This is a genomic window from Streptococcus sp. Marseille-Q5855 (assembly GCF_946901985.1).
GTDB lineage: Bacteria > Bacillota > Bacilli > Lactobacillales > Streptococcaceae > Streptococcus.
Map to the genome: position 1 here is coordinate 95,470 of NZ_CAMPPR010000006.1, position 13,058 is coordinate 108,527.

Annotated in this window: 16 protein-coding genes; 2 read left to right on the top strand and 14 right to left on the bottom strand. The window is 38.6% G+C overall.

Annotated features, from left to right (window positions below):
* Nucleotides 1–2: 2 nt before the first annotated feature.
* From OC529_RS06920 to rimP, 4 genes are read right to left on the bottom strand one after another with little or no spacing between them, the layout of a single operon-like run.
* Entirely contained in the window at nt 3–302 is a 300-nt protein-coding gene (locus tag OC529_RS06920) for a YlxQ-related RNA-binding protein (protein ID WP_001041392.1), read from the bottom strand.
* Entirely contained in the window at nt 295–588 is a 294-nt protein-coding gene (gene rnpM, locus OC529_RS06925) for an RNase P modulator RnpM (RefSeq protein ID WP_000857562.1), read from the bottom strand. Before rnpM ends, OC529_RS06920 begins: the two co-directional genes overlap by 8 nt.
* Before the next feature lie 21 nt (nt 589–609).
* Nucleotides 610–1,746, bottom strand: coding sequence for a transcription termination factor NusA (gene nusA, locus OC529_RS06930; protein ID WP_049511349.1), 1,137 nt, complete (start codon nt 1,744–1,746; stop codon nt 610–612).
* 43 nt (nt 1,747–1,789) lie between these two features.
* Nucleotides 1,790–2,269 carry a ribosome maturation factor RimP gene (rimP, locus tag OC529_RS06935; RefSeq protein WP_001808916.1) on the bottom strand — a complete coding sequence of 160 codons (480 nt, stop codon included), beginning with the start codon at nt 2,267–2,269 and terminating at the stop codon, nt 1,790–1,792.
* Nucleotides 2,270–2,516: 247 nt separating this feature from the next.
* On the opposite strand from rimP, the gene OC529_RS06940 reads away from it, so the two are divergent.
* Nucleotides 2,517–3,683 (top strand): IS30 family transposase, encoded by a 1,167-nt coding sequence (locus tag OC529_RS06940; RefSeq protein ID WP_262081816.1) that lies wholly within the window; start codon nt 2,517–2,519, stop codon nt 3,681–3,683.
* 256 nt (nt 3,684–3,939) lie between these two features.
* On the opposite strand, the gene trmB is transcribed toward OC529_RS06940, so the two are convergent.
* Entirely contained in the window at nt 3,940–4,575 is a 636-nt protein-coding gene (gene trmB, locus OC529_RS06945) for a tRNA (guanosine(46)-N7)-methyltransferase TrmB (protein ID WP_112445000.1), read from the bottom strand.
* Nucleotides 4,572–5,366 (bottom strand): cell cycle regulator CcrZ, encoded by a 795-nt coding sequence (ccrZ, locus tag OC529_RS06950; RefSeq protein ID WP_112444998.1) that lies wholly within the window; start codon nt 5,364–5,366, stop codon nt 4,572–4,574. The genes trmB and ccrZ overlap by 4 nt, the downstream gene beginning before the upstream one ends.
* A 208-nt stretch (nt 5,367–5,574) precedes the next feature.
* On the opposite strand from ccrZ, the gene OC529_RS06955 reads away from it, so the two are divergent.
* Nucleotides 5,575–6,741, top strand: coding sequence for an IS30 family transposase (locus tag OC529_RS06955; protein ID WP_262081817.1), 1,167 nt, complete (start codon nt 5,575–5,577; stop codon nt 6,739–6,741).
* A gap of 328 nt (nt 6,742–7,069) precedes the next feature.
* Here OC529_RS06955 and OC529_RS06960 read toward each other — a convergent pair whose 3' ends face one another.
* From OC529_RS06960 to OC529_RS06995, 8 genes are all read right to left on the bottom strand, one after another.
* Nucleotides 7,070–7,681: a CPBP family intramembrane glutamic endopeptidase gene (locus OC529_RS06960; protein WP_262081818.1), complete on the bottom strand. Its 612-nt coding sequence runs from the start codon at nt 7,679–7,681 to the stop codon at nt 7,070–7,072.
* A gap of 29 nt (nt 7,682–7,710) precedes the next feature.
* The gene (gene blpZ, locus OC529_RS06965) at nt 7,711–7,959 is read right to left on the bottom strand and encodes an immunity protein BlpZ (protein WP_112444995.1); all 249 of its coding nucleotides are present in this window, start codon (nt 7,957–7,959) and stop codon (nt 7,711–7,713) included.
* A 41-nt stretch (nt 7,960–8,000) separates the two neighbouring features.
* Nucleotides 8,001–8,690, bottom strand: coding sequence for a CPBP family intramembrane glutamic endopeptidase (locus OC529_RS06970; RefSeq protein ID WP_173234446.1), 690 nt, complete (start codon nt 8,688–8,690; stop codon nt 8,001–8,003).
* A gap of 63 nt (nt 8,691–8,753) precedes the next feature.
* Nucleotides 8,754–9,137: an immunity protein gene (locus OC529_RS06975; protein WP_262081819.1), complete on the bottom strand. Its 384-nt coding sequence runs from the start codon at nt 9,135–9,137 to the stop codon at nt 8,754–8,756.
* Nucleotides 9,138–9,762: 625 nt separating this feature from the next.
* The gene (locus OC529_RS06980; RefSeq protein ID WP_164226411.1) at nt 9,763–10,167 is read right to left on the bottom strand and encodes an immunity protein; all 405 of its coding nucleotides are present in this window, start codon (nt 10,165–10,167) and stop codon (nt 9,763–9,765) included.
* A 361-nt stretch (nt 10,168–10,528) separates the two neighbouring features.
* Nucleotides 10,529–10,885: a hypothetical protein gene (locus OC529_RS06985; protein WP_049538848.1), complete on the bottom strand. Its 357-nt coding sequence runs from the start codon at nt 10,883–10,885 to the stop codon at nt 10,529–10,531.
* A gap of 327 nt (nt 10,886–11,212) precedes the next feature.
* Entirely contained in the window at nt 11,213–11,485 is a 273-nt protein-coding gene (locus OC529_RS06990) for a hypothetical protein (RefSeq protein WP_049533701.1), read from the bottom strand.
* 408 nt (nt 11,486–11,893) lie between these two features.
* Nucleotides 11,894–12,931, bottom strand: coding sequence for a thioredoxin domain-containing protein (locus tag OC529_RS06995; RefSeq protein WP_049533700.1), 1,038 nt, complete (start codon nt 12,929–12,931; stop codon nt 11,894–11,896).
* Nucleotides 12,932–13,058: the final 127 nt, after the last annotated feature.

Here is a 13,058-nt window from a genome sequence, read left to right on the forward strand (position 1 = left end):
TTCTATTCCATAAGAGACCTCATTTTCTTTGTAAATCCAGCATCTGTTACAGCCAAAACCTTTCTCGATTTTCCGACTGCTATGCTTAATTCCAGTGTTGAAAACACGGTTACAATTTCTACTTGATAATAGTGACTTTTATCTTGAATCTTCTTGGTCAGATTGGGTCCAGCATCATGGGCTAGAAAGACCATCTTGGCCTTGCCGTCTTGAATGGCCTTGACCACCAATTCCTCACCCGATATAATCCGCCCTGCTCGCTGAGCAAGTCCCAAGAGATTGCTTATCTTTTGCTTATTCAAGTCCTAACTCTCTTCTTTTCACTTTGTGATCCACATAAGCGATCAACTCGTCATAAAAGCTTTCTTCCACTTCCATGCTAAAGCTGCGGTTAAAGACCTTCTTCTTTTTCGCCTCTAGGGCTTCTGCATTGTCTAGTTTGATATAAGCGCCGCGGCCATTGGCCTTGCCCGTAGGATCAATAAAGACTTGTCCTTCCTTGTTCTTGACAATGCGGAGCAAATCCCGCTTATCAATCACTTCATTGGACACGACAGACTTGCGCAAAGGGATTTTTCTCGTTTTCATCTTTCCCTCCTCTAGCAGCTTTTATTCTTCTACAGTATCGTTTTCTGCTTCCAACTCTACCGAATCAGCTTCTTCCATGGCTTCAAATTCGCTAGCAGACTTGATATCGATACGGTAACCAGTCAAGTGAGCCGCCAAGCGCACGTTTTGTCCACGACGACCGATAGCAAGAGAAAGCTTGTTATCAGGAACAACCACCAAGGCACGTTTGCTGTCGTTTTCATCGAAGATAACTTGGTCAACCTCAGCAGGAGCGATGGCATTGTAGATAAATTCAGCTGGATCTGCTACCCACTCGATAACATCGATATTTTCTTCGATTGGCACCATACGGTCATTTTTAGCATCGTAGCGAGCTGGGTGGAATTTGCTAGTAATCTTCTTGATATTGGCTCCACCACGTCCAACGATTGTTCCGATAGCATCCACGTTTGGATTGTGGCTACGAACAGCAACCTTGGTACGGTCACCAGCTTCACGAGCCACGCTCATGATTTCAACAGTTCCATCATAAACTTCTGGAATTTCTTGCTCCATTAAACGTTTGATCATTTCTGGATGACTACGGCTAACAAAGACGTTCACACCACGAGGGTTGTCTTCAACCTTGTAAACATAAACTTCGATACGATCATGAGAAGCAAAAACTTCTCCAGGAATTTGGTCTTGTTTTGACAATTGGGCTTCGATGCTACCAAGGTTGACATAGATAAAGCGGTTGTCAAAGCGTTCTACTGTACCAGACATGATTTCTTGCTCATGTTCTTTGTAAGTATTGTAAGTGATGGCACGTGTTTGCTTGCGCATTTTTTCCATGATGGTTTGTTTGGCAGATTGGGCTGCTACTCGACCAAACTCAGCAGGTGCTTCTTCAAACTTGATTTTGTCACCAAGTTCATAAGCTGAATTGATAGCAAGAGCATCTTTCAAGCTGATTTCCAAACGGCTATCAAATACTTCATCAACCACTTCACGGACAGTATAAACTGTAAAGTCACCTGTTTTTTCGTTGAAGTCAATAGCTACGCTATCAGATTGACCATAGCGTCTGCGATAAGCGGAACGAAGCGACTCTACTACTGCGTCGATGATATCTTCTTTTTTGATTCCCTTGTCTTCTTCCAAAATGCGGAAGGCCTCTAGCATTTCTTTACTCATGTTTTCTTCACTTTTGAATCCTCAAAAGCTATCCTTTCTTTTTCTATAATTTTACTGCTAAACGTGCTTTTGATACTAAACTGTATGGAATTTGGACGGTTTTCTTACGCGTCTTGTCCATATATTCCATAGTCAACTCGTCCTCTTCAAAGGCCAACAAGGTTCCTTCAAAGACCTTTTGCTTATCGATGGCTTGGTAGAGCCCGACATGGATGTATTTCCCAACCGCTCCAGCGACGGCATCCTTGGTTTTCAAAGGACGTTCCAAGCCTGGACTGGTAATTTCTAGGAAATATTGTTCTGGGAAGGGATCTGGCTTGATGGTGTCTAGGACAGGACTGATCATTTCTGTCAAGTCTGCCGTGTCGTTCAAGGTAATTCCTTCAGGTTTATCTACAAAAATACTGAGAATCATGTCACTGCCAATCTTTCCATACTCGATATCCACGAGTTCGAAAGGAGCTTCTATGACAGGTTCTACAACTTCTCTGACTAATTCTACAATTGTTGCGATTGCGTCCACCTCCTCATAAGCAAGAGGCGAAGATATTTCCCCGCCTCACTTTCTCATATTCTTACTCTTAGTATAGCACGTTTGCCAACTTATGTAAAGCAAAAGCACTTATACAGCCTGATTTCAGGCTATTTCTTAAAATTCGCTAACTTCTCAAAGTAACTTCCACTTACCTGACCGAAGTGGAAATTAGTCTAAAACGGATTTTTATGGTGGAATTAAGTGTGAGACGTTTGAGTTAGAAATGAGGTTCACTATGACAAAACATAAACACCTTACCCTTTCAGACCGTAATGATATCCAATTAGGTTTAGAGCGCAGTGAAACCTTCAAAGCTATTGGACAATCCATTCTAAAAGACCCGACTACTGTTTCTAAAGAAGTCAAACGAAACAGACAAATCCGAGAGTCTACATGCCATAACCTTCCTTGCCCTCTACTCGACAAATCTCCCTTTGTCTGTAACGGCTGCCCTAAAAGAAGACAGAATTGTGGCTATAAGAAGATCTTCTACCTCGCTAAGCAAGCTCAAAAACAATACGAACAAACTCTTGTCGAAGCTCGTGAAGGAACTCCTCTTAATTCTCAGACTTTCTGGGACATAGATAAAGTCATTTCTGATGGGGTTAAAAAGGGACAACACATCTATCATATTCTGAAAACTCATAACCTCGATGTTAGCTCCTCAACTGTCTATCGACACATCCGAAAAGGGTACCTGTCTATCGCTCCTATTGACCTAGCCAGAGCCGTTAAATTTAAAGAAAGAAGAAAAAGTAAGCTACCTTCCATTCCTAAAGAAGCCCAAAAAGGCCGCTCCTATGAGGATTTCCAAAATTATTTATCCCTTAACCAACTAGACTCTTGGTTGGAAATGGACACCGTTATGGGCAGGATAGGATGTAAAGTCCTACTCACCTTTAATCTATCTTTCTGTAACTTTATCTTCGCTAGGCTTCTGGGGAATAAAACTGCCCTTGAGGTTACCAAACACCTCTATGCCATCAAGAACACTCTTCATGAAGCGGATAAAAATTTCTTCCAACTCTTCCCTGTCATCCTGACAGATAATGGTGGAGAGTTTGCCAGGGTTGATGACATCGAAATGGATGTGCGAGGAGAGAGTAAACTCTTCTTTTGTGACCCTAATCGCTCTGACCAGAAAGGGAGAATTGAGAAAAATCACACGCTGATTCGCGACATTCTACCTAAAGGAACTTCTTTTGACAACTTAACTCAAGAGAGCATCAATCTCGTTTGTTCTCATGTCAACAGCGTCAAACGCGCTGCTTTAAATGGAAAGTCAGCTTATGAACTCTTTGCCTTTACCTATGGAGAAGAGATTCCTAAACTTCTAGGTATTTCTAAAATACCTGCAGAAGACGTCTGCCAGTCGTCTACATTACTCCAACATAAGTTCTAAAAACTAATCTTCAACCCCATTCAAACGTCTCACACTAACTTCCACCATAGCGGAACTTAATCTGAAACGCTTTCAGATGAGGGGATTTTGTGCGCTCTTTTTTTCGATTCATTTTGGTTACAAAAGCGATGAAATCAAGCATGAGTAAAACCAGTGGAACTTACCCTGACACGGATTCTCACTGGTTTTTACGATTTTTATCACACTAACTTCCACTTGGATTAGCGGTGGAAGTTAGTTTGGGAATTTACCTTTCTTAAAATTCTGCCTCAACTCGGTAGATAACTTGCCCCTTGTTGGAGAATTTTTGCTCGTATTCTGTCATGACATTGCCTTCAAAATCACTGGCATGTAAATCAAGCCAAACACCATTGAGCTTCATGCCATACTGAGAAAAGCTCACTAGGCTGTACTCAAACAAGCCACGGTTATCCGTCTTGAAATGAATTTCACCATTTTCAGGTAAGATACGCTTGAAGGTATCCAAGAAGGTCTTATAGGTCAAACGACGCTTTTCATGGCGTTTTTTCGGCCAAGGATCTGAAAAGTTCAGATACAAACGATCAATCTCACCGTCTTCAAAGTAGTCAGTCAAGTCAGAACCATCTACCCACAAGAGCTTGATGTTAGGCACTCCAACTTCAAGCACCTTGTCCAAAGCGTAGCTCAAAACAGACTTTTGAATATCAATCCCGATATAGTTGATGTCAGGGTTCTGCTTGGCCATTCCTGAAACAAAGGCACCCTTTCCACTTCCAACTTCCACATGAATGGGATTGTCATTGCCAAACAGGTCCCGCCATTTTCCCTTGGATTCCAAGGGATTGAGAACCACATACTGGGGATTTGCCTCTAGTAATTCTGTCGCCCCTTTACGATTTCTAACTCTCATCTTCTCTTTCCATACTTGTCTCGGAAGTGACGCAAGCCATGAATCTCCCGATTAACATTTTCTAAATCTTGGTTCATATAATACTTGGAAATCTGGCTCAAGTAAGATAATTGACCGTACCAATACAATTTATTTAATACCGTTTGATTGTACTTGTAACCGTAGTAGGTTAACCACTCCTTCCACTGATGTTCTGGAATATAATGGCAGAGCATATGGGCCACATCAAACATGCGGTCGGTCAAGCGAACCGAATCCCAATCTACCAAATAAATCAAGCCACTATCTGTCTCAATCCAATTACTATGTCGTACATCTCCATGGACAATGGTCGCATAGTCCTCTCTAAATCCTGGAATAGTCTGACGTAAATCAGCCATCACTTCACTGATAAAATGATTTTTACGCAAAGCATCTGGAGCCGTTTCCTGCCAAGACTGTAGTAAATCTACAGGTGTTTCCATGGCATAGCCCAAACGACTCAACTGTGTCATCAACGGACGTGAGCGATGCAGACGGATTAAAATATTGACGATTTGCTTACGATTCATATCATAGGGGGTCAATATCTTGCCTGTCAACCATTCTTGAGCACACATATCACGCCCATCTGCCAAACGGCGACTCCATAATAATTGTGGAGCAATTTGTTCTCTAGCTAGACCAGGTAGGATTGGAGAGGTGTTCATTTTTACAAAGATACGCTTCCCATCAGGATAGCTACCCATATAAGCTTTGCCACTTTTCCCAGGTATGGGAGTCAGTGTTAGCTCATTATCACCCAAATCCATTTCTTTCCTCCGTATAAAGTTTCCTTACTATTCTACTAGTTTTTGGCCTATTCGTCAACCGCTCCACACCCGATTCTCAAAGAAAAGCCTCTGGATGCTAACTTCTCAAAGTAACTTCCACTTGCCTATCCAAAGTGGAAGTTAGTCTAAAACGGATTTTTATGGTGGAATTAAGTGTGAGACGTTTGAGTTAGAAATGAGGTCTACTATGACAAAACATAAACATCTTACCCTTTCAGACCGTAATGATATCCAACTGGGCTTAGAGCGCGGTGAAACCTTCAAAGCGATCGGGCAACTTATTCTAAAAGACCCGACTACTGTTTCCAAAGAAGTCAAACGAAACAGACAAGTCCGAGAGTCTACAGGCCATAACCTTCCTTGCCCTCTACTCGACAAGGCTCCCTTTGTCTGTAACGGCTGTCCTAAAAGAAGACAAAATTGTGGATTTAAAAAAATCTTCTACCTCGCTAAACAAGCTCAAAAACAATACGAACAAACTCTTGTAGAAGCTCGTGAAGGAACTCCCCTCAATTCTAAGACCTTCTGGGACATGGACAAAGTCATTTCTGATGGTGTTAAAAAGGGACAACACATCTATCATATCCTCAAAACTCACAATCTTGATGTCAGCTCCTCAACTGTCTATCGACACATCCGAAAAGGTTACCTGTCTATCGCTCCTATTGACCTAACCAGAGCCGTTAAATTTAAAGAACGAAGAAAAAGTAAGCTACCTCCCATCCCTAAAGAAGCTAAAAAAGGCCGTTCCTATGAGGATTTCCTAAATTATTTAACCCTTAATCAACTAGACTCTTGGCTAGAAATGGATACCGTTATGGGCAGAATGGGAGGTAAAGTCCTACTCACCTTCAATCTATCTTTCTGTAACTGTATCTTCGCTAGACTGCTGGATAATAAAACTGCCCTTGAGGTTACCAAACACCTCTATGACATCAAGAACACTCTTCACCAAGCTGACAAAGATTTCTTCCAACTCTTCCCTGTCATTCTTACCGATAATGGTGGAGAGTTTGCAAGGGTTGATGACATCGAAATGGATGTGCGAGGAGAGAGTAAACTCTTCTTTTGTGACCCTAATCGCTCTGACCAGAAAGGGAGAATCGAGAAAAATCACACCTTGATTCGCGACATCCTAACAAAGGGAATTTCCTTTGACAACTTAACTCAAGAGGACATCAATCTCGTCTGCTCTCATGTCAACAGCGTCAAACGTGCTGCTTTGAATGGAAAGTCAGCTTATGAACTCTTTGCCTTTACTTATGGAGAAGAAATTCCTAAGCTTCTCGGCATTTCTAAAATACCTGCAGAAGACGTCTGTCAGTCGTCTACATTACTCCAACATAAGTTCTAAAAACTAACCTAAAACCCTATTCAAACGTCTCACACTAACTTCCACCATAGCGGAACTTAATCTGAAACGCTTTCAGATGAGGGGATTTTGTGCGCTCTTTTTTTCGATTCCTTTCGGCTACAAAAACAATAAAATCAAGCATATTTAAAACCAGTGGAACTTACCCTGACACGGATTTCCACTGGTTTTTAGGATTTTTATCAGACTAACTTCCACTTGGATTAGCGGTGGAACTTAGTTTGGGAATTTACCAAAGCCTCTGGATTGACTTGGGTATCATTGTAGAAAGAAAAGGCAAGCTCTTTCTTCTGCTTCCCTTTCATGATTTTTATAAATAATATAAGAGTGGCCAAGCATTGTAAAACATGTGAACTAGAGTAGAAACCCATAAGTTTTGGCTCTTTTTATAAGCAAAGCCCAGCAACAAGCCCCCAAGTAGATAAAAAATAAACGAAGGGACATTAGAAGGACCATGCATGAACGAAAAGAGAGAGGAAGTTAGCACAAGCCCTAACCAAGAATTGTCAAAAACCGCACCTTGAAGAAGTCCTCTGAAAATGAGTTCCTCCTGGATGGGGCCAAAAACTGAGGAAGTCAAAACCAAAGACAGGGAAATTCCTCTGCGGACTTCCGCCAAGTGTTGAACTCCCGCGCCAGAAGAAATAGCGAAGAAATGAATATAAACCAGCGTCTCAAGTACACTTAGAAGAAAGATTGCAATGAAAAGTAAAAGTTGTTTCTTGCTTAACATCCCAAAAGAAATCATTTCAAACTTTCTAGCATAAGCAACACTCAGCGAGGTTACAAGAAGACTTACAATAATCAATTCAGATTCATTTTGAAAAAAATCCCCATGGTTAATCGTATAAGGAACTGTAATGACGATTATTAGTACTAAAAATCCAAAGCACAAGGCATGAAATTTGTCAAAAAACTCCATCAAATTATCCTCCTCACCAAACAGACTTCCTACGCGTCATCCTTGAGCTCTAACCTTTCCAAAACAAACCATTTTAACAACCAAAAACCGACCACATAGCCAGCTCCTAAGAATATAGCCATTAAAGATAGCATGGGATTCAGAAAATAAAACATCACAACAGATACAAAGGTTAGCACAAAAACATTAAAGGCAATGGTGTCAGAAGCCAAGACCAGAATATAAGGTGTCAACCAGTCTAAGGTTTTTGAATCTAGGAAAAATAAGTGTTTATACATGATAACCTCCTCTATGGCTGAAAAGCAAGCCTTTGGTTTTTTTACCCCAAGACCCTATGTAGAAAAGTGAGCAAAAATGGTAAGTTTGCGATGATATTATTAACAATATGAATCGAATAAGAAGGATAGATACTCTTAGTATAACGTGTTAGACAGGCAAATAGACAGCCCACTGCCGTATAGACAAAAATATCTGCCAGACTTGGCAAGCTAGAAAAGTGGGGCAAGGCAAATAAGAATGACGGAAAGAGAAGATCCAGCCCCCACCTCGAATTCTTAAAGAAGGCATGTTGAAGCAATCCCCTACATACCAATTCTTCCATCAGAGGTCCTAGTACGATTAAGGTTAGGTAAACACCAAACTCCGCAAAATTTGTCTCACTATAAGCAATAAACAAATTCCACCCTTCATTGGTTCCCTGAACGTGTTTAGCTGTCAGATAGTTAAAGCAGATAAGCACAACAGCTGCTAACACCGTCAGAACAGAATAGCTCAACCACTTTTTCCTAGGGATACGAAAGAGATAAGCATGGCCCGACCTGACCAAAATCCAAACCATCAAGCCGATAAAGAGAAGGCTGATGATGTTTCGAATCCAGATAATATTTCCTACCCAAGACGAGAACTCCCAATAATTGCTCCAAAATTGGTGCGTCCAAGACAGTCCGAAAAACAGAAACAAATAAGAAAGAATTGCACTCGTTTTGAAAAGAATAGAGTGTCTTTTCATATAAATCCTCCTACTATCTACAAGACAGGATGGCTCCCCTTGCCGGGCTCTGCTGCTGCAATATCAAGAGGTCAGTTTGTTCTTTTTAAGGCTAACCTGACTACTAGATAATAGATACATTAAGGCATTAAAGACAATGAAAATATGTCCATAGAATAAAATCAATCTCGCATCCAAACCAAGATACGGTTTGACCATCAAAAAGATGAGCAAAAGAATTTGAAACCATAGCGTTTTTCCAAAAATAAATTTAAAGCGGTTTTGGATGTCTACTTCCTTGATTTTTACCGCCACCCCTTTATTAGCAAGAAGGAAAATTCCTGCTTCAAATAATCCACTGTAGAGAACAATCCAACCTATCGATACATTAGAGATTTGTAAAAATGTCCCTAAAAGAATATCCAACATACTACTCAAGAAAATAACAAGAAATAATCTGTATTTCATATTAAATACCTCCATTCATTTATTTCACTAACAATTTAATAGAGCCTTCTACTCAAATATCCTGTCAGAAAAGGATAGAAAGCTACTTTTAATACTTCAAGCCCCACATGAGCAGAAGCGTGATAAACAAGTAGCGAATACACCTATATAAGCGATTAGTTGTTGATAGAATTCTGTTTCTGAAATACCTCTATACAAACAAATAATAGACATAAAACCTGTCAAGCCGATGAACATGAGTTGATTGGTTCTAGGACTAACCAAATCATCATTTACGTATATTTAAGAGCATCTCTTTTATGTTAGTGTATATTAACACTAAAAAACAAGTTAGGCCAATAATATTTAAAATGAACAATAACGGGGTTAAGTCTCTAAAAAAATTATCCACTGACTCTACAAGAAATACTATACATATTATAGTCGAAACTATCTTTTTCTTATCCATAATTATTTACTCCTTTCCTAACAAATCCAGCTTATCAATCAAGAGCGATTTTTAACAGAATGTAGCAGCACCCGTTGCAAATTTGACAATTTCAGTATAGCACTATTTGTTAAAGTTTTTCATCCAAATCTTGAATTGTCATCGAGACATCTTGAATTGCAAAAACTTCATTAGCCCCTACTTTTTATAATACTTCAAGCCCCAAATGAGTAAAAGCATGATAAGCAAGCAGAGAATAGCGCCAATATAGGCAATTAATTGCTGATAGAATTCTCCTGCTGTGATACCTCTATACAAACAAATAATGGACATAAAACCTGTCAAGCCGATATACATAAGTTGATTGGTTCTAGGACTAACCAAATCATCATCTTCAAACTCTCTTATTCTCATTTCCCTAGTGAGGTAAACAGTAACCAAAATAGAAGCCAAGTTAATAACCACTAAAAGAAATTGGAAAACCAAGGAAAAATTTAAAAACTGACGAGATAGAAATAGATAAGTGGAGACAAGCAAGGGCAACTGACCTAGGAACAATCTCGCAAGAAAGATGTTCCGTTTTTTAGCAAGAAAAGTTTTCATTTCTTTTCTCCTTTCTTTTTCATGATAGCAAAATAAATCATAGCTGCAATCACATAGGCTATGGTATAAAATAGATGATACCAAATACTCTCCCTAAGCGGATAAAGAAAGATGGACATGATCAGATACAGAACGAAAATGATTAGTATTTTTTTCTTCATAAGGTTTCCTCCTAAATGTTTGTTGAGCTAGAACCTTTACACTGCCAGTATAGCACTCATTTTGACCGTGGATCACTCAAATCATAAATGGTCATCAAAACATCTTGAATTGTAAAAAATTTAAAAAGCAAGCATGAAAAACATACTTGCCCTAGGGGAACTTGACAACGTAAAGATCCAAAATAGAAAACTACTCACCCTCACTTCCGTATGTTCTCATATATTCTCATAATCGCAACAAGGATAGCAGCTGTCCCACTTGCCAAAGCGATAAGGGTAATGATAATGTTGAGGATTTCAGGCGTACTCCCTATTCTGTTGATAAGACGGAGTAGGGATATAACTGTCAACTGAATCAGGAGTATTGATTCTACTCTTATCAATGAAGTTAGTTGGTTTTCAACTGCATATAAAAAAGCTGGTAGCAAAACACAAGCTATAGCAATCACAAACAGATTGCTCCCTGTTTCTTCTCCCTTGTTCACCACGGAAATCATGAGAAGATTTGATGCTATGATCAACGTAGAACAGATGATAAAAAAGGATTTCTTATTCATATAGGATACCTCAAATAATATAACATCCAACTTATTAAAAGTCAGGCTGGATAAAGAGAAAATTTATCTGTTAGCTTCTGCAAATTGAAACATTGTTTTTGTATTCACGAGGAATACTTTTTTTATTTTCGTCCTGTTAGAATATCGTATGCTTGTACTCCATCAAGCAACCCCATTCCATTAGATAGTATGTTGTCTAACTCCTCCATCTTTTCATCTGAAAATGTTATTTTTCAGCGTTGATTACTTTTTCATAGGTTGCTATCGTCCTTGACAGCACCATCTTCCATATTCTTCTCCAAGTGACTTCTTTTTCCTTGCCATTTCTTACCCCTTTATTTTACATTTTTTTAGTTCTGATTGTTGTTTTTCTTTCTCTTCGTCTTCTTTTATTTTGTTATGTCGTTCTTTCATAGTTTCTAAAATAAAGAATGTGAAGGATATAGTAAATGGAGCGCCTACATATTCTATAACATACTTCCAATTCCCGAAGCATTGACTAAAATAAGAAAAGAAAGATACAATTATCAAATAGGTAACTAAAACTGCTGTCATTCCACGTAATTCTTTCTTAAATATTGCACGTACTGTACGACTCATTTTCTTTCTCCTTTTACTGTTTTCTACTTCCGCTAATACTAACTACTTACCATACTTTTTTACCTATACATCAACTACTATTTAATTCTCTAAAAGTGGTTAGTTTTCTCCTCTATAAGAGTTGATATTCCACTTTCGACTACAACCTTAACAATGTTAGTATACTACTATTCTTTGAAATTTTCCATCCAAATCATAAATAGTCATCAAAACATCTTGAGGCGTTAAAATAATCGAAAAAGAAAGCATTTCGGAAATACTTGACCTTTTATCATTCAGTTCATATACAGTTATAATCTTTTATATATAAAATAAATACACCTATCTTCTCACTCTTGTCTATAGGCAAATGTTAGCTATATGTTATTACAAACAAATAATATCATTGCACCTGTTTACCATCTATTTTTATTTATGAATTTTTTGTTTCACTTTAATCATTATAGAAGCCATAAAAAACGCGACAGCTAGCCGAATCAGTTGGTAACTTTCTTCCTCTCCTGTTTTCGGTAATAATTTTTCATTCGAAGTAATAGATTCGCTTACATAATCAGTCCCCTTAACATCAGTTGAAGGAGTTTTATTTTCTTGAGCAGCATCAAAAATAGGTTTGGGAGTTTCCAATTGATTCTTATTGTCTAACATTGCTAAATTGTCAGATTGAGTAGTTTTAGCTTTAGTAGTTGAGTTTGTACTCTCCTCTTTCCCACTATTTTCACTATTAGAATTGGAATTAGCATTGGATATTTTCATTTCGGTTCTTTTTTCATCACTCATACCTTTGCTGTCGCTTACAACTTTATCACTAATACTCATGCTGTCATTTCTGGTTTTCTCATCACGGACACTTTCAGTTACTGTTTCCTCAGAAGATTTCACTGTCTCCGTTTGCTTAGGTGAGTTTCTCGAGTACATATAATCATACACCTGTTGTGCAGTTGCTCCGCCACCAACCCATCCAGATATCGGATGTCCATTTTTTAAATACAAAATTGTTGGTGTTCCTGGAATACCGACTTTTTTAAATAGAAACTCTCTCGCTTCCCCATCAAAATCCTTACCATCCAAATCATAATATTCTAACTTCTTTTCAATCAAGTTATTAAATTCTTTCAATTCAGGAGAAAATTGACGACAATGAGAGCAAGTTTTTCTACCAAAATAAATAGTATGTTCCAATTGATCCTCTGTAAAAGATTGACGAACGGCTTCAATATCTATCTTTTTAAAGTCCGTAACATTCTTCTCATACTCTTCTGGGGTTACAACAGAAGGCTTATGCTCCACCTTTTCCTTAGCCGATGGCAAATCTGGTGCCACAAGAGAACTATCATTCGCCCGAATAGATGAAGTAGTAGGCTGCTCTTCTGCATATACAACACCCGTAGTAATAGATGCAAATACAAGTGGTACAAGTAATAGCGATTTTATCTTTTGATTCTTCATAAGAATACTCCTTTACATTTGTTATCTTTATCTTACCTTATTTAAGATTACAAATTCATATAAATCTTAAATGGTCATCGAAACATCTTGAATTGCAAAAAAAATCATTATAAAAGGGTAAGTATTT